Origin of the sequence: Herbaspirillum camelliae (assembly GCF_001929405.1) — a bacterium.
GTDB classification, from domain to species: Bacteria; Pseudomonadota; Gammaproteobacteria; order Burkholderiales; family Burkholderiaceae_D; genus Herbaspirillum; species Herbaspirillum seropedicae.
In genome coordinates, this window is sequence record NZ_KV880769.1 from 3,729,839 (window position 1) to 3,745,223 (window position 15,385).

Annotated in this window: 16 protein-coding genes and 2 pseudogenes; 3 read left to right on the forward strand and 15 right to left on the reverse strand. The window is 61.2% G+C overall.

All coding sequences use genetic code 11. From position 1 onward, the window contains the following. Positions 1–56 precede the first annotated feature (56 nt). From BGK68_RS16705 to BGK68_RS28740, 8 genes and pseudogenes are all read right to left on the reverse strand, one after another. Entirely contained in the window at positions 57–422 is a 366-nt protein-coding gene (locus BGK68_RS16705; RefSeq protein ID WP_075258008.1) for a DUF3085 domain-containing protein, read from the reverse strand. A 95-nt stretch (positions 423–517) separates the two neighbouring features. Continuing rightward, positions 518–1,327, reverse strand: a complete 810-nt coding sequence (locus BGK68_RS16710; protein ID WP_075258009.1) for a GTPase — start codon at positions 1,325–1,327, stop codon at positions 518–520. A gap of 282 nt (positions 1,328–1,609) precedes the next feature. Then, positions 1,610–1,840 (reverse strand): uridylate kinase, encoded by a 231-nt coding sequence (locus BGK68_RS16715; RefSeq protein ID WP_075259869.1) that lies wholly within the window; start codon positions 1,838–1,840, stop codon positions 1,610–1,612. 259 nt (positions 1,841–2,099) lie between these two features. After that, positions 2,100–2,456 (reverse strand): annotated as a pseudogene (locus BGK68_RS16720) (DUF5983 family protein); the annotation flags it as partial. 171 nt (positions 2,457–2,627) lie between these two features. Continuing rightward, positions 2,628–3,020 (reverse strand): hypothetical protein, encoded by a 393-nt coding sequence (locus tag BGK68_RS16725; protein WP_075258010.1) that lies wholly within the window; start codon positions 3,018–3,020, stop codon positions 2,628–2,630. A 24-nt stretch (positions 3,021–3,044) separates the two neighbouring features. Then, positions 3,045–3,296 (reverse strand): hypothetical protein, encoded by a 252-nt coding sequence (locus BGK68_RS16730; RefSeq protein WP_075258011.1) that lies wholly within the window; start codon positions 3,294–3,296, stop codon positions 3,045–3,047. Between the two features lie 260 nt (positions 3,297–3,556). Next, positions 3,557–4,291 (reverse strand): DNA cytosine methyltransferase, encoded by a 735-nt coding sequence (locus tag BGK68_RS16735; RefSeq protein WP_456077586.1) that lies wholly within the window; start codon positions 4,289–4,291, stop codon positions 3,557–3,559. Further along, on the reverse strand, positions 4,288–4,443 hold the full coding sequence (locus BGK68_RS28740; RefSeq protein ID WP_456077587.1) for a hypothetical protein: 156 nt from the start codon (positions 4,441–4,443) through the stop codon (positions 4,288–4,290). Before BGK68_RS28740 ends, BGK68_RS16735 begins: the two co-directional genes overlap by 4 nt. A 177-nt stretch (positions 4,444–4,620) precedes the next feature. On the opposite strand from BGK68_RS28740, the gene BGK68_RS16740 reads away from it, so the two are divergent. From BGK68_RS16740 to BGK68_RS16750, 3 genes are read left to right on the forward strand one after another with little or no spacing between them, the layout of a single operon-like run. Then, positions 4,621–5,829, forward strand: coding sequence for a site-specific integrase (locus BGK68_RS16740; RefSeq protein ID WP_233149327.1), 1,209 nt, complete (start codon positions 4,621–4,623; stop codon positions 5,827–5,829). Further along, entirely contained in the window at positions 5,829–6,824 is a 996-nt protein-coding gene (locus BGK68_RS16745) for a tyrosine-type recombinase/integrase (RefSeq protein ID WP_075258013.1), read from the forward strand. Before BGK68_RS16740 ends, BGK68_RS16745 begins: the two co-directional genes overlap by 1 nt. After that, positions 6,817–7,866, forward strand: a complete 1,050-nt coding sequence (locus BGK68_RS16750) for a site-specific integrase (RefSeq protein WP_075258014.1) — start codon at positions 6,817–6,819, stop codon at positions 7,864–7,866. The genes BGK68_RS16745 and BGK68_RS16750 overlap by 8 nt, the downstream gene beginning before the upstream one ends. 99 nt (positions 7,867–7,965) lie before the next feature. Here BGK68_RS16750 and BGK68_RS16755 read toward each other — a convergent pair. The 7 genes and pseudogenes from BGK68_RS16755 to BGK68_RS16785 form a co-directional block, all read right to left on the reverse strand. Continuing rightward, positions 7,966–8,535: pseudogene (locus BGK68_RS16755) on the reverse strand (DNA cytosine methyltransferase); the annotation flags it as partial. Positions 8,536–9,024: 489 nt separating this feature from the next. After that, positions 9,025–11,061, reverse strand: coding sequence for a DNA topoisomerase III (locus tag BGK68_RS16760; protein ID WP_075258016.1), 2,037 nt, complete (start codon positions 11,059–11,061; stop codon positions 9,025–9,027). Between the two features lie 277 nt (positions 11,062–11,338). Continuing rightward, positions 11,339–11,779 carry a single-stranded DNA-binding protein gene (locus BGK68_RS16765; protein ID WP_075258017.1) on the reverse strand — a complete coding sequence of 147 codons (441 nt, stop codon included), beginning with the start codon at positions 11,777–11,779 and terminating at the stop codon, positions 11,339–11,341. A 73-nt stretch (positions 11,780–11,852) separates the two neighbouring features. Further along, positions 11,853–12,380: a DUF3158 family protein gene (locus tag BGK68_RS16770; protein ID WP_075258018.1), complete on the reverse strand. Its 528-nt coding sequence runs from the start codon at positions 12,378–12,380 to the stop codon at positions 11,853–11,855. Beyond that, entirely contained in the window at positions 12,377–13,156 is a 780-nt protein-coding gene (locus BGK68_RS16775) for a PFL_4669 family integrating conjugative element protein (RefSeq protein ID WP_075258019.1), read from the reverse strand. The genes BGK68_RS16770 and BGK68_RS16775 overlap by 4 nt, the downstream gene beginning before the upstream one ends. A 443-nt stretch (positions 13,157–13,599) precedes the next feature. Further along, complete coding sequence (locus BGK68_RS16780; protein ID WP_075258020.1) at positions 13,600–14,814, reverse strand: STY4528 family pathogenicity island replication protein; 1,215 nt, start codon at positions 14,812–14,814, stop codon at positions 13,600–13,602. 3 nt (positions 14,815–14,817) lie between these two features. After that, complete coding sequence (locus BGK68_RS16785) at positions 14,818–15,378, reverse strand: DUF2857 domain-containing protein (protein ID WP_075258021.1); 561 nt, start codon at positions 15,376–15,378, stop codon at positions 14,818–14,820. Positions 15,379–15,385 lie beyond the last annotated feature (7 nt).

Consider the following 15,385-nt stretch of genomic DNA (forward strand, 5'->3'; position numbering starts at 1 on the left):
AACGGCCGCGGCGCGAGGAAAAAAAGCCCCCTTGCGGGGGCGATGAGACCGGAGGGTTAGCCGCTGTTCTTGGTCGGTTCGACCGCTTGCAAGAACAGTTGTGTCTCGGTGGCGGACACTTCGAGATCGTCCTCGCTGTTCAGGATGCGCGTGAAGACGCCGTCCTTCGGGTCCAAGAACTCGCCGAAGTCGTCGCCACCCAGCTCGGCGCGCACCAGCTCCCACCAGTCGTCGAACGGGTCGGTATCCGGGTTACAGCCGACGGCGTAAGCGATCAGCTTCTGGCGGCCATCGGTGCGGCGTTCCCCGCGCTCGGCTAGGAAATACGCACCCTGGTCCTTGGCGAGGATGACGTTGCACTGATTGACGATTGCTTCCGCCAGCACGGGGCGTAGATCGGCGCCTTTGAATCGTAGTGACATGGATGAATCTCCGATGGATTGAAAAGGAAAAAGGCTCCCCGCCTGATGGGTAGGGAGCCTGCGAGGCAGAGATGTAGACGGGGATGAGTTGAGCTTCACGCCGCCCGACGCTGGCGGGAGGCCTTCGTGCCGGAGGTGACGCTTACCTCGATCTGGCGCCAGCGCCCGTCGTCAATCAAGCGTTCGAGGACTTCGCCGAGGCTGTCGAAATACACCTCGTCGTGTCGGTCCACGAGTTCATCGTCGCGACGCAGCTCCACCACGTAGACATCGCCGGCACGGTCATAGAGCACCGTGACCCGGCCCGCGAACTTGGTAGTTTCGACGGTGAAACTGATCGCCGGGGGCGTCTCGATGATCTTGTCCGGCGTCGGATCGACCCAGGTGAAGTCGCGTGCGCCGGCATCGACCAGCAGGTGAGTGATGCGCCGGAAGCGGTCGGGAGCCGGAAGCTGCTCCAGTTGCTGGATCAGGTCGCCCAGCTCCGGGCATTGCGGCTCGGGGATGGGCAGCTTGGCTGGCGCCGAGCCAAGGATGTGCGTCTTGACGGTATAGGGTGTGCCGTCGGCAGTGTGCTCGGTGCGCTCTTCCGGGGTATCCGCGCGCAGGCCGTCGAAACGGCGCCGTGCGTAGGGATGGACATGCACCTTGGCACCGTCGTCGGGGACGGTCGTGACCAGCTTACGATCCAGTGCCACGAACTCGGCGCGGCCGGTCTTGACGACAACGGCTTCGTCGGTCGTCGCGATCACCGTGCCATCGAAGGGCTGCGGGTCGATCATGAAGCCCAGCGCCGATTCCTGCGGCTGGTCGTCGATGACGCGGAACTTGAACGTGCGGATGTTGCGTGGCACATGACCCACGACGAGCGTGGGCATCTGGTTGCGAATAGTGGAACGGTCCATGGGAATCTCCTTGAAGAAAGGCAAGGGACTCCCTGCCCGCAAGGGAGGAATGTCCCTTGTGGGTGGCGTGGATGGACGCGGCGTGCGTCCTGGGGATGGCAATGACCAGTGCGGTTGGCACTCGCAGTCTCGAAGGTCTCGACTGCCTGGGCATGCGCCGGCTACGCCAGCGAACATGCGTGCAGCATTGCGCGGCAGCAGTGATCGTGCGCGGAGGAATCAGAATCTGGCGGCGCCCGTTTTCGGTCGAAAAAAAGCCCCTCGGTGGAGGGGCTGGGTGGGTCAGGCTTTGTATACGAAATAGTGTGTGCGCTGTCGTGGAAAAAAAACGTGCTTCCAGCAGTCACCGTCGATATTGCCACCGTCGAACAGCACCATTTCGTAACTGTCGATGCTGGTGTCTACCAAATCGGATGTGTCGATCTCGCGCATGTTTAATTTGCCCTTCTCGCGCTCGAATACCAAGGTCTGGCCGGTTGCGCCGTCATGGTACATGAAGCTGATGCAGGCCATTAGTTGCTGGTCGAAATCCGCGTCGGCTCCGTGTTCGCACCATACGCGATCAACGATGCTGGGGAGGTTGAGGTTTTCCAGGGGACGATGTTTGTCGATCTGGCGCTGGCACAGGTCGCGGATAGTGCTTCCCAGGTGCGTCAGCAGGTCGCTCAAGGCGGGTTCGGAATGGAACATGGAAATACTCCAGAAAAAGAGCGGATCGACACCCTTGCGGGTGCTATTCCGCAGGGACGGGAGATGCTCTTGTGGAGCGTGGTTATGCTTCGTACACCGGCAGACCTTCCTGCACCTGGGCATCGGCATCGAAGATCAGGATACGAACGTCGGCCTCACCGGCCAGATGCAGCACGTCAGCCAGTTCAACCGGAAGGCCGTTGTCCAGATGCTCTTGCCGCAACTGCTCGGAGGTGATGCCATCAGCCTGTCCGAGGTTGGCGTCCGTCCACGGGATGGAGATCAGTTTCACGCCGATCGCCGGACAGTATGGGATGCGGAACGCGATGAACAGAAAGCCAGTCGGTGTGGCAATGTCTGCCAAATTGGCGAGGTAAGTCCACGCATCCTGTGTGAGGTGTGCCGTGCTGATTTCCCAGCAGCGACCGTAGATATTGGTCATTGGTGACTCCTTTCGAGAAACGAACGGAGCCAGCCCTGGCGGACAAGCATCCGCAAGGGAGAAACCCGAAGCCGAGCGACTTCGGGCGATGAAAGAAGGACATGGCTCGGAATGGAGCGTATGTCCCGGGTGAGAAGGAATGGACGATGGCGATAAGCCTGGACGAACTCACCAGCCGCTGTAGTTCAACAGGAGGTCGGCAAGTACCTGGCGACGCTCCAGATCGAGACCACCGAAGTCGGCCAGGCCGTAGAAGCTGCAGCGCTTGAGCATGGCGCCGCCCTTGCGTTCGTTGTAGAAGCTCACCATCGCGGCGAGAAACATCCGCTGGCCGCTACTCAGCACGCCGATGGCATCGTTGATTCGCTGCGTGTTCGGGCGAAGATCCCATTTGGTTTGGGCGCGTTGCAGCCCATCGGCAGTTCCATCGCCAAACCATTGGGGGCCGGCGATTTCAGCGCCACGCTTCCAGGCCTGGAAGAACGCTTCAGGTGCTTGTGAGAAGTGCTGCGTTTCCCGCACGATCAGATCGAGTGAGTCTTGGGGTAAAGACTGGTTCATGAGAAAACTCCTGACGAGGATGGTTTAGGGATAAAGCCGTTGCTGCCAGTGGCCTGTCGTCATGGCCTGGCTGGCCGTTTGGTACGAGCGGAAGTACTGGACGGATTCGCGTGAGACCGGACCTTCGGCATCGGTGGTGCCGATGTAATGGCCGGCAGCGCTGTGGCAGACCTGGAGAGGCAGACGTTTGCCGACGTAGATCAGCGCCAGATAGCCAACGGCATCGGCTCGGGCTTGGGAGGAGCTGAGAAGCTCCGCCGAAAACGGAAAGGACATGGCGATCTCCTGGGGAAAGTCGGAGGCCACATCCCTGTCGGGAAGCGAAAACCTCCCGGTCGGTGGAACAAGGCAGCATCGGCGCTGGTGGGCGCTCGTCCGCGGTGGTCGATGCGAAGCGGACTGGCGGGTCGCGCGGAGAAAATCCGCGGCAGCCGGAAGACCCAGGCTGCTGGCATGGTGCTGACGAAGTCAGCGACGCATGGAGGGAGCATCAGCGCAACGCAGATTCCTGTCGCCCGGAAAACAGAAACCCTTCATCACCGTGTTCCGCGCAATGTCTGCAACAGGCGCTCGCCTAGCCAGGCCACACATGGCACCGCCATCGAGTTGCCGATCGCCTTGTAGCGCGGCGCATCTGCGGCGGGCTTGCCGCGGTATGGAATAAGCGTATAGTCGTCGGGCATGCCCTGAAGGCGCTCGCATTCCATCGGCATAAGCCGGCGCACGCGCCATTGCGACCAGTCCGCATCACCTGGCTCGTTAGCTTCGTAGCGAAAATGAGCCTCGAAGGTCGGTGCAAGCACATGGCCCTTGTCACCACCGCCGCTACTCGCGCGCAGCGCGGGAGACAACACGAGCGAGAGTTCCGCAGTCACGCCGGCTTCGCGGCCGCGTAGCGCCACACAGGCGACGAGAGGCTGGCCATACCCTGGCTTTCCGCCGGACATGATCGTCCCGGTGACTTGCCCGTGGCCCGACTCCAGGCGTACCTCGCTGCGATTGTTTTGCGCGAAGGCGACGACCGTGGATTCGGGGCGAATAGCGATGATCGGCACGCCACGCCCCGTTCCGTCTTCGCTGCACCCCTTGCCGTTGTTCGCAGTGTTCAGCGCATGGCTGATTGAGCCCGTCACCGATTGCACGGTGAAGGTTTCGACCTCGAAGTCATTCTTGGCGCCGGGTGCCGCCGTCAGGCAGGCGGCCACGTCGATCGGCCCCTTCGTGTTGCCACCGCCGAACGAGTACGTCACCTTGCCGTAGGCTGGCTTCAATCCGGCAAAGCCGCTTGCTGCATCAGCACCTGGTGCAGCATGTGGGGAAGCGTCTTGCCACGGTGCATGGCCCGGCGCAGGATGCCCGCACACGCCACCGGGCTCAAAAAGTACTGCGGTGGGATCGAGATCGTCTCGACCACTTGCCACAAGAAACACACGACGACGGCGCTGGGCAACGCCGAAGTATTGGGCTTATGGATAGCACTGCGTTATGCACAGAAACTGCACTCAGGCCCCAAAACTCAGACCTCTCCCAAGCTATTGCTCAACATAATCTCCGATGATGATTTTCGTGGCATGTCGCCACGCAAATCGGAGATATGAGCATGAAGAACAGAAATGTCGTACAGGAGACGGCTCGGCTGGTAGAAGAACTGACCGGGAAGCTGGAAGTGATGGGCTACAGCGGCGCCACTATCACCCGCCTTAATTCAATCTGGAGAAATCTGGTTCCCTATGCCAACGAAAACGCTTCCGGTGCGTTTTCGATGGAAATGGCGCGCGAGTTCATCCAGAACCACTATGGACACCGCCTTGATGACCCCGACGCTTCCCACAACATCCATCGAGCAATCCATCTTCTCAGCGACTTCCAACGGTATGGGACCGTTTTCAAGCAATCACACGCCACGTTGAAAGGCTTCACGAAGTCCTATCGTCGAGTGTTCGAAGGCTTTCTACAGCACTTGTCCGCCCAAGGGGTTGCCCCTGGGTCGCTCCACACGTGGCGAAGTCGGCTGTTTCGGCTTGAACATTTCCTGGTCCATCTCGGCATTGAAGACTTCCGACTCATCCGGATTCAGCACATCAATTCGTACATTGAGTCGTTGGCCGGATTTTCATCGAATACCGTCGGCTCGACGCTGCGGATTCTGAAGCAGCTCTTTCAGTACGCTTGCTCCAATGGATTTCATGTCGAGAACTTCGACAACGCGATACCCATCGTCCGACGCCAAAAACGTCAGCGACTGCCAACAGTGTTTTCAACTGATGAGACCGAGAAGATCCTGTCTGCGATTGACAGGAGCAATGCTCTTGGCAAGCGAAACTATGCGATCTTTCTTCTGCTGGCAAGAATCGGGCTGCGGATCAGTGATGTTCGTGGACTGATGTTCCATCACTTTGACTGGTCAAGGCATGTGATTTCGATCGTTCAACAAAAGACAAAAAAGCCACTTGACCTTCCGATTATGGATGAAGTTGGGTGGGCAATTATTGACTACCTGCGGAACGGGCGGCCGCAGTCGGATTGCCAATTCGTATTCATAAAACATATCGCGCCGTTTGATGGTCTGACGTCTGCTTTACATCAGCAAATGATCCAATACCTTCGCAGGGCAGATATCCATGTTCCAGCGAACAAGCCCCGAGGCGTTCATTCACTGCGTCATAGCCTGGCGACGACATTGCTACAGAAGCAGGTTCCAATTCAGACCATATCCCACACTATTGGCCATCTCGATATTGGCAGCACCAACGGGTACGTTCAGGTCAACCTGCCGCAACTGCGCCTGTGCGCGCTGGAGGTGGCCTGATGTCTACATCAAAAACTTACTTTACCGGCCCTTTCGCACCGATGTGCGATGCGTTCGTGACCCAGATGCGCTCCCTGGGGCGGGTGTATAAGCAGCAGGCGATGCTCCTGCGCATGTTTGATAACTTCAGCAAGGGCTACAGCATTCAGGGTTTCACCATCACTGAAGAACTGGCTTCGGCCTGGTGCAAGAAACGTCCGAACGAAGCCGAATCCACGCGGCATTCTCGTGTGGGTGAGATGCATCGTTTCGCCAGGTTTCTTGAACGGCAAGGGCATTCGTCCTTCCTTCTTCCAGCCAGGATTCCTCGAAAGAGTTCGCACGTCCCGTACATTTTCACTGGCGAAGAGATCGGTCGAATATTCGACTATACGAGCGCCCTGAAGCCAAGCCCTGCGTCACGACTGATGCATCGCTCCATCCCCACGGTCATCAAGATCCTGTATGGATGCGGATTGAGGATTTCGGAGGTCTTTGCGCTACAAGTTCGCGATGTCGATTTGGATCACGGCGTTCTGCATGTCAGGCATGGGAAGAACGACCATGAGCGGCTTGTTCCCATGTCAAGCACTCTGGCCGAAACATGTCGGGCATATGCAGCGCAAGCGTTGACAGGCGTGAATGACTTCGCGCCATTTTTCTTCAACAGGAAGCTCGAACCTTGCAGCCCGGGCGACTTTGGAAGACGCTTTAGACAAATTCTGTGGCAGGTGGGGATACCGTATTACGGCAAAGACCGTGGTCCACGGCTCCACGATTTACGGCACACGTTCGTCTGCCATCGGCTTAACCGATGGGCTAAGGAGAAGGCAGACCTGAACGCCCTGTTGCCTGTACTCTCGGCCTACCTGGGGCACGCCAATCTCACTTCGACCTATTACTACCTGAGGCTGACAGCCGAGGTGTATCCGGACATAACCTCGACGCTTGAAGCGAGACTCGGACACATCTTCCCCGAGATCAATCATTTGACCGAGGGGGCTTTGGATGACTAAGCATCGGCAGCCAACTGACTTCGCATACGCATTGTCCAAATTCCTGGGAGAGCACCTGGCCGCGCACCGCGGAATGAGCGCGAACACCGTGGCGTCCTACAGAGATACGTTTTCTATCCTCTTGCGATTCATGGAGCATCAGGCCGGCGTGAAGATCGAGCGGATTTGCATTGCGGATTTGCATCAGAAGCAAATACAAGCGTTTCTTCTGTGGCTTGAGCAGGACAGGGGCAATTCCGTCAATACAAGGAATCAACGCCTCAGCGCGATAACGAGCTTCTTTCGCTTCGTGATGTCGATCTATCCAGAGCATATCCTCCTGTGCCAACAAATCCTCAATATCCAATTCAAGAAGCGGCAATCTTCAACTGTGGACTACCTGTCCATTGAGGCTGTGGAAGTGCTGCTCCAGCAGCCCAATGCACGGAAACCTATGGGACGAAGAGATCTGGTTCTGCTCAGCGTACTGTATGACACGGGGGCCAGAGTTCAGGAGCTTGCGAACATGAACGTGAGCGACTTGAAGCTGACAGCACCGGCAACCGCACGGCTGTTGGGCAAGGGGGCCAAAGTCCGTTTGGTCCCTCTGCTGGCGCCGACGACGGCTCTTTTAGTTTCATATCTGCAGGAGCATCACGGGCAGTACCCGGAGCAAAAAGACAGGCCATTGTTCTGCAACAACGTCAGGAAGCGGCTAACAAGGGCAGGCATCTCCTACATTCTGCAGAAGTATGCCAGGGAAGTCGCGCAGGTAAATCCGGGTCTACTGGGGACAAAAATCAGTCCGCATACATTGAGACACAGCAAAGCCATGCACCTGCTGCAGGCTGGCGTGAATCTGATCTACATCCGCGACCTGCTCGGCCACTCCGATATTAAGACGACAGAGATCTATGCGCGGGCAGATCTGGACAGCAAGAAGGCTGCGTTGGAAATGGCCTATCCAAGCACGTCAAGAACCCCATATCCGGCGTGGAGCCAGGATGTCGAACTGCTCAGTTGGCTGCAATCACTGGGAAAGGATCACCGGCCCGCTGGTTGATTATGTGAAGTAAGTTCGGCGCAAGTACCTGTTATTATTGGTTGCGTTACGCCGACTTTTCATAACGCTACGCTATCCATAAGCCCAATTATGTGGAGCTCCACATAATTGGGCGTCGAGCACCCGCCACGCGATGCGGCGGCGGGGTCCAGACACACAACCCGCGTGCGTCCACTTTTCCCCTGGCGGTTCGAGCGCACGGCTTTCTCCGGCCAGTGCGCCCAGGAAGTGTCCGAAGGCGTTGCTGCGATCGCTGAGGACGCCTGGAACGTTTTCCCAGACGAGCGTGGCCGGCGAGCAGTGGTTTTGCTGACGGGCTTTGTCGATGGCATTGGCTAACTCCACATAGGCGAGACTCAGCGCACCGCGCGGATCGGACAGGCCGAGCCGGTCGCCAGCGACGCTGAAAGATTGGCAAGGGGTTCCGCCGACCAGGATGTCGGGGGCTGGCACGGTGCCGGCGCGAACCTGGCCGGCGATCAGGGTCATGTCGCCGAGATTCGGGACACCGGGGTAGTGGTACGAGAGCACCGCGCTGGGGAATGGTTCGATTTCTGCGAACCAGGCCGGTTGCAAGCCGAGAGGTTTCCAGGCGAGGCTGAGCGCCTCGATGCCGCTGCACACGCTGCCGTACTGCAACGCAGGCAAGTAAATAGATGGGTGGTGCATGGGTTTTCTCCTTTCACGGGTCATGGATGGACGGGAGAAAGGCGCCGAAGACCGCGCAGGTCTTCGGCTGTCGAGGAGGAAACCACCTGTGGGCTGTCGCAGAACGTGGCCGTCGGTAGAGCCTGTCGCTGCATCAGCGATCGCACCCGGCCCGTGTCGTGGTTGGGGCCGAAATCCTTTGGCGCGCATCCGCGTACAAAAGGAGCCTGTTGTTTCGCCGGTAGGCGCCGGCATCGATTACCGCTGACCCAGTGGGTCTCCCAGCGGCTCACGCCGCAAGCCGTTGGGAGACCGACCGGGAAAACGGAAACACGCGGAACAAAGCGCCCACGGACGCGGGCGATGGACCAATACGCCTTCTCGCCGCGTCGGCAGGAACGGCCGATGCGGACATGCACACATCGCAGAAGGTTGTGCGTGCTGGGTGCCTCGCGGGGGGCGAGGCCAGTGCATCGGTCGCGGCCGATGCGACGGGGTTCGGTGAGACGGTTACTTGGACGAGCGGCGCTGCGTGGGTGCCTTGCTGCGGTTGCCGCCGCTGGTGCGGTGTCCCGGTTTAGATTCGATGGCTACCGTCCCCTTGCAGTCGGGATACCGTACGCACGACCAGAACGCACCGCTCTTGCCTGTGCGTTGCCGGGTGGCAGCACCACACAGCGGGCAGGCAGGCCCTTGAGGCAGCTTGATGGACAAGGTGATGCTGCGGTACTGCTGCACGAGCTGCGTGATCCAGGCGGATTGCTTCTTGACGAAGGCGTCCAGGGTCATCTGGCCGGTTTCGATCATGTCGAGCGCCTGCTCCCACACGGCGGTGGTGCCAGGATCGGCAATCGCCGCGGGCACAGCGTCGATCAGGGTGAAAGCCGCATCCGATGCCCGAATGGAGCGTCCCTTCTTTACGATGTAGCCGCGGGTGATCAGCCCGCTGATGATGTTGGCCCGCGTCGCCTCGGTGCCGATGCCGGTTGTGTCCTTCAGCTTCTGCTTCAGGCGCGGGTCGGTCACGAAGCGCGCAACGCCCTTCATCGCCTTGACCAGCTCGCCCTGGGTATAGGGCTTGGGTGGCATCGTCTTGAGCGCCTTGATCTCGACCTCGGCCACCTGGCACGCAAGGCCCTCGCGCAGCGCGGGGAGTACCTGGCTGCGCGCCGCAGCGTCGCCGTCCTCGCCCGTGCCAGCTTCGCCTTCGGGCTCGGCCAGTACTAGGTGCCAGCCCTTGACCACGACCTGCTTGCCTGTCGCTGTCAGCTTCTGCTGGCCGCAGGAAAGCTCGGCCACCGTGCGGTCGAATTCCTGGTGAGGAAGGAATTGAGCCAGATAGTGCGCCCGGATCAGCCGGTACACCGCCCGTTCCTTCTCGTTCATGGCGGAGAGGTTCGCCGGTTCGAGCGTCGGGATGATGCCGTGGTGCGCCGTGACTTTGCCGTCGTTCCAGGCGCGCGAGCGCTGAGAGCGGTCGAGCTGGCCCATGGTCGGGCGCAACGAGGGATCGGTCTTGAGCAGGCTGTCCAGAACAGTTGGCACGTCCGCGAACATGCTTTCAGGCAAGTAGCCGGAATCCGAGCGCGGGTACGTGGTGGCTTTGTGCGTTTCGTACAGGGCCTGGGCGATGTCCAATGTCTCCTGCACGTCCAGCCCAAGTTGCTTGGAACACAACTCCTGCAAGGTGCCAAGGTCGAACGGCAGCGGCGGGCCTTCACGCACGCGCTCGGTCTCGACCGACACCACCTGGGCACTGCCCGCGGCGCGGATCTGCTGCGCGGCCTGCTGGGCGATGGGCTGCTGCACGCATCGGCCGGCGTCGTCGGTGCAGCCGCCGGGTGGAACCCACTGCGCGGTGAAAGGCTGGCCGCCAGCGGACAGGGACAGGTCGATGGCCCAGTACGGCACGGACACGAAGGCTGCGATCTCACGGTCGCGGTCAACGACCAGTTTGAGCGTCGGGGTCTGGACGCGGCCGACCGACAGCACACCGTCGTAGTCGGCCTGCCGTCCCAGCACCGTGAACAACCGGCTAAGGTTCATGCCGACGAGCCAGTCCGCCCGAGAGCGCGCCAACGCCGAGTAGTACATCGGCAATGTCTCGGCCGATGGCCGGAGCTTGCCGAGTGCGGCGCGAATGGATGCGTCGTTGAGCGCCGACAGCCACAGGCGTTCGATGGGGCCGCGGTAGCCGCACAGGTCGATGATTTCGCGAGCGATCAACTCGCCCTCGCGGTCGGCATCGGTAGCGATGACCAGGTGGGTCGCCTTCGCCAAGAGCGCCTTGACGACCTTGAATTGCGTGGCGGTTTTCGGTTTGACCTCGACCTGCCAGTGCTGGGGAATGATGGGCAATTGCTCGATGGACCAACGCTTCAACTGCTCGTCGTAGGCTTCGGGCGCTGCAGCCTCGACGAGATGGCCGATGCACCAGGTGACGGTGACTCCGGAACCGTTGAGACAGCCTTCACCGCGCTGCGTTGCGCCGAGAATCCGCCCGATGTCTTTGCCCTGAGAGGGCTTCTCGCACAGAAACAGCCGCATGTCCGTCCATCCGATTCCCGTTGTTCATGGCGTTGCTGGCATCGAGCATGCCGAGCACCGGCAGGGGCGGCAGCAAACAAGCTGCATGCGGTGGCGACCGTTTTCACGAGATGGAATGGCTGCGGCGGGATTGGCGTGCAGCCGGTGGTGTACGGGCCGGGAGCCGCGATTTTCGGGAGCGCGTGGAAGCCGGTGGACGTTGATGGCGCTATCCCCTGGGGATAGTTCGCGAGAGCATGGAGGGCGGCGAAGATGTGCGACCGCCCTCCATGCCGGTTCACTTCCTGCGCTTGGCTTCCTTCGGCGCAGTCGGTTCCTGTGCGGCCTGGGGCTTGGGCTCTCCCTCCTGCGGCTTCGGGCTGAGTGCCACGGATTCGATGCGGAACGGCAGGATGCCGACGCTACGCGCGTTGATCTGCCAGGTCTCGCGCGGCTGATCTTCGTTGTCCGTCCAGGGTTCGCGCTCCATGCGGCCGATGACCAGCACGCGCATGCCCTTCTGGTAGAGATCCTTCCAGTGCGCGGCGTCGCGGTGCCAGATTTCTACCGGCGCCCAGAAGCCGCCGCGATCGTCGAAGGTGCCATCCTTCTTCGGCACAGGGTTGTCGAAATAGACGTTCAGGCGCAGCAGGCGGCTGGGCTCGTCGTTGCCGTTGGTAAATTCGCGGTACTCCGGTGGTGAGCCGATGTTGCCTTCGCCGGAAAAATGCGTGCTCATGGTGTGATCTCCGTGGTGGTTGAAATACCCGTGCCTCGTCGGCGCCGGGCGCGTGCTGGGATGCCCGGCGCAATCACCGATCGCGCATGGCGGCGGGAAGGGACGTGAGCCGGCGCAGGTAGGCGTCGTCCGCTTCGGCGGCCTTGCTGGCGCATTCCTGCGCCTGCCTGCCCAGGGTGTGCAGCAGGCTGATCTGCATGTTCAGCGTGATGCGCTGAAGCTCGATCGCGTGCAGGTCGGCGAGCAGGTTGACCGGCGTGCCGGTGCTCGCCATCAGCTCCTGCCACAGGGCCACGCCCATGGCCGAACGGTCGTGCCTGCGCCAGCGCAGAAAGGTCGTTCCTGCGCCAGTGGTCTGCTGGGCCAGTTCAATGGGCAGCAGATGGAAGGGATGCCCGCCAGCCTGTGGCAGCACCTGTCGCTGCGCCAAACCGATCAGTGCGTCGCGCATGGCGAAGCACTGGCTGGCCCAGGCCTCGAAGTCCCCCTTACCTTTAAAGGGCTTTAAAAGGCCTTTTAGAGAGGCCGCGTGTTCCAGCTGCATGAAGGTGGGCTGTTCCAGACCACGGAAGTAGCGCGGTTCGCGGTTCGGTTCGTTCATGCCTGTTCGTCCTCGCCGGTGCTGGCCTCCGCCGGATCGGCGGCAGTGCCTTCGTCGCTGGGAGGTGCGGCTGCGGCAGTGCTATCACTGCGCTGTTGCAAACCGCGGCGCACGACGGGCGGCGCAAACTTCGAGTGGCGCGTGCCTTCGAGCACGTCCTGCGGCAACTCGCCATATTTCTCCAGCGCGGCCCGCGCCGCGGCGTTCTTCGCCGCGAAGTCATCACGAGTGCAGCCGGAGTAGCGGTACTGCTGGGCCAGCGAGAACAGGCTGCGCAATGCATGTGCGCCCTCGTTGAGCCAGCGTTCCAAGGTGCTGCGGTCGATGAGCGCGGTGTGGTGGGCCAGGATCAGCTTGCGGGCGATGTCGTCGTAGTCGGCCAGCAGATAGACCGCTGCGAAGCCCAGTTGGGCGTTGACGAACAGGGGAAGCTTGACGGGCTGCACGTTGAGGTTTTCGCCTAAGGTCAATGCTGCGGGCACGCCGGCCAGCGCCTGGTCCACCTGCTCGCGCAACTTCTGCAGCGTGGTCTTGGTCTGGTCGAGCTTGTCCTCGATGCGCAGCATCCACCAGTCGCTGTAGGGATCATCCTGTTCCGCACCGCGCTTCATCTTGTTCATCACGGCGATGTATCCATTCAAGCCAACGATGCCCGGTCGGCCCTCGGCGGCGGCACGACCGTGCCAGATGCGGGAAGCGTGATGGGTGTGCAGCGTCAGCGACATCGCACTGCGCAGGGAGCCGAGATTCAGTTGCAAAGGTTCGTTGGTTGCCATGGTGACCGCCCGCCGAAAGGAAAGGAGCGACTAGCTTGGGCAGGAACTGGAAGGCCGTCAGTCAACAAACCGAAATGGGCCAGTCCCCGGTTTTCATCAGTGATCGCCGCGCGCGGCGAGAGCTATCCCCAGGGGATAGCTCCATCAAACACCACGGAGCGCTGCTCGCGCCAATGGCGGCGGACATGCGCTGGGAAACGCGTCGTGCTGGACCAGCATGCGGGCGTTAAACCCTGCATCACAACTATCCCCTGGGGATAGCTCCAAGGAGCGCCAAGGAAAGCTGTTCGCCGAGGCCTACGCAGATGGTCCACGTCTGAGGCGACCATTCGATACGCGGCCTGTCCACGTCCGAGATCCATCACCGCCAACAAGCTATCCCCAGGGGATAGCTCCACCGAACGCCATAGGCGTCCGCTTCATGGTCTGATCGCACCGAACGTTCAACTCTTGCGCAGAAGGTCGCGCAGCCGTTCGATGTGCTGCCGGGTCACCTCGGGCAAAACCACATTGCGTGGTGGCTCAGGTGGCGCATCTCGCGCGGCGGCGGGTGGGGGTGCCGCCCCAGCCTGCTTGGCCCACGCATTGAACTCTCCACGGATGGCCCGCTGGATGATGCCGAACAGGTAGCCGGCCGGGTTGCGGATGGCGCTGCCACGACAGCGCTCGGCCCATTCGTCCAGCACGGACTGGCGCAGTGAGGCATCGACCTGCTGCAAGGCCACCAAGGCACCGGCCTGCTGCTCTTCTTTCAAACCGAGGAAGCGTTCGGGCAGGCGAACACCCTGCATCGCGCGCGCCTGCCCACGCTCACGCGCGGTAGTACGTACTTCATCAATACGACTACTACGTACAGTACGGTCCTGCTTCGGATTCCGAAGAGAGGCGTCTGGTGCGGGTTTCGGCCCTGCTTCGGAATCCGAAGAGGGGCGTTCGCCATTCCGAAGAAGGCTCGCGGGCCCTTCTTCGGAATCGTCGGAGGCTCCCTCCTGTGGATAACTTTCGGGCGCCGCGATGCCCTGGCGCGCCAGGCGCTCGGCAAGCACCTGCAGCCGCGACGGCAACGTGCGGCCGGACAGCAGCGGGTCGTCCGCGATCTCCTTCAAGGTGTTCAGGCCCACGACCTGCACGGCCTTGGCCGAGTGGCCGAGGGCCTGGCTGACCAACTCCAGGTAGTCGGCGTCCAACTGCATCGCCTCGAACGGGGTCAGGGGCTCGTCATGCAGCACGTAGAGGTTGCCGAGGATGCGGCTGGTCTTGGGGTCGCGTCGCCGCCGCACCAGGCTCAGCCAGCGTGTCAGGCGCAGCAGCGTCAACGCCCGTGCCACGGTTTCATGCGAGGCTGATCCTGCGCAGGGCATCGACGCCAGCCAGGGGCGCAACTGCTCATAAGTGGGGAACGCAGTTACCCCGTCCTGGTTGAGCAACAACCTGAACACTTGCCATGCGTTGCGCTCCAGCGGCGTGAGCCGACGATCGAGGAACAGTCGCCTGGGCACGCTCTCGTGCCGGTTGCCGCTGAAGAGGAAGCCGTCGTTGGGTGCGGTCGCGGGTGCGCTGGAACGAGACGCGAGTTCCTTCAGAGCGCCCTCGAACAGATCAGTTAGGGCGACACGGCCTTGGCGCGGCGCGCGTTGTGCGGTGTCGTCCACGGCCATCGCTTATCCCAATCCCTGATCGACCCAGTTCTTGATCGCGGCCCAGACCACCGACAGCGGCAGTGACATGCCTTCGGCTAGGTTCATTGCCGCATCGAGAATTGAGGTCTCGTCCTCCAGATCGACGTTTCTGCTGCTGGTCACGGCCTTCCATTGCCGCCACAGTTCCGTATCTTGGGTCTCGTCCAAGACAGGGTGGCGCCCCTTGCGCTTGGGCAGGCCAAGGATCTCGCGCCGCAGGGCGACTTCCTGGTGGGTGAGGCCGTAAAAGCGGCTCACCATTTCTGTGCTGGAACCCAGGCGCAACATGCGATCGACCGTGGCAATCTCCTTCTCCACGTCCTGCGCCTGCTTGAGCAGTCGCCGGAGCACTTCGCGATTGACCGTCACCGAACACCACGACACACTCGCGTTGGCCAGCACGCTGATCAACGCGGGGTGCTTGAGCGCGTCCAGTTCCTCCTCACCGAACCCCATCAGCTTGCAGCGCCGCAGTTGTCCATTGCGCAGGTCATACAGCGCCTGGGCGATGACGGCCTGGTTGAGGGGGTGCGGTGCGGACATGCCAGGC

Coding starts and splice junctions, on each gene's coding strand:
- BGK68_RS16715 (WP_075259869.1), bottom strand. CDS start 1,840: ATGGCCTGCATCAGCTTCATGTACCATGACGGCGCAACCGGCCAGACC.
- BGK68_RS16785 (WP_075258021.1), bottom strand. CDS start 15,378: ATGTCCGCACCGCACCCCCTCAACCAGGCCGTCATCGCCCAGGCGCTG.
- BGK68_RS16775 (WP_075258019.1), bottom strand. CDS start 13,156: ATGGCAACCAACGAACCTTTGCAACTGAATCTCGGCTCCCTGCGCAGT.
- BGK68_RS16780 (WP_075258020.1), bottom strand. CDS start 14,814: ATGGCCGTGGACGACACCGCACAACGCGCGCCGCGCCAAGGCCGTGTC.
- BGK68_RS16740 (WP_233149327.1), top strand. CDS start 4,621: ATGAAGAACAGAAATGTCGTACAGGAGACGGCTCGGCTGGTAGAAGAA.
- BGK68_RS16745 (WP_075258013.1), top strand. CDS start 5,829: ATGTCTACATCAAAAACTTACTTTACCGGCCCTTTCGCACCGATGTGC.
- BGK68_RS16760 (WP_075258016.1), bottom strand. CDS start 11,061: ATGCGGCTGTTTCTGTGCGAGAAGCCCTCTCAGGGCAAAGACATCGGG.
- BGK68_RS16750 (WP_075258014.1), top strand. CDS start 6,817: ATGACTAAGCATCGGCAGCCAACTGACTTCGCATACGCATTGTCCAAA.
- BGK68_RS16725 (WP_075258010.1), bottom strand. CDS start 3,020: ATGAACCAGTCTTTACCCCAAGACTCACTCGATCTGATCGTGCGGGAA.
- BGK68_RS16765 (WP_075258017.1), bottom strand. CDS start 11,779: ATGAGCACGCATTTTTCCGGCGAAGGCAACATCGGCTCACCACCGGAG.
- BGK68_RS16770 (WP_075258018.1), bottom strand. CDS start 12,380: ATGAACGAACCGAACCGCGAACCGCGCTACTTCCGTGGTCTGGAACAG.
- BGK68_RS16705 (WP_075258008.1), bottom strand. CDS start 422: ATGTCACTACGATTCAAAGGCGCCGATCTACGCCCCGTGCTGGCGGAA.
- BGK68_RS16730 (WP_075258011.1), bottom strand. CDS start 3,296: ATGTCCTTTCCGTTTTCGGCGGAGCTTCTCAGCTCCTCCCAAGCCCGA.
- BGK68_RS16710 (WP_075258009.1), bottom strand. CDS start 1,327: ATGGACCGTTCCACTATTCGCAACCAGATGCCCACGCTCGTCGTGGGT.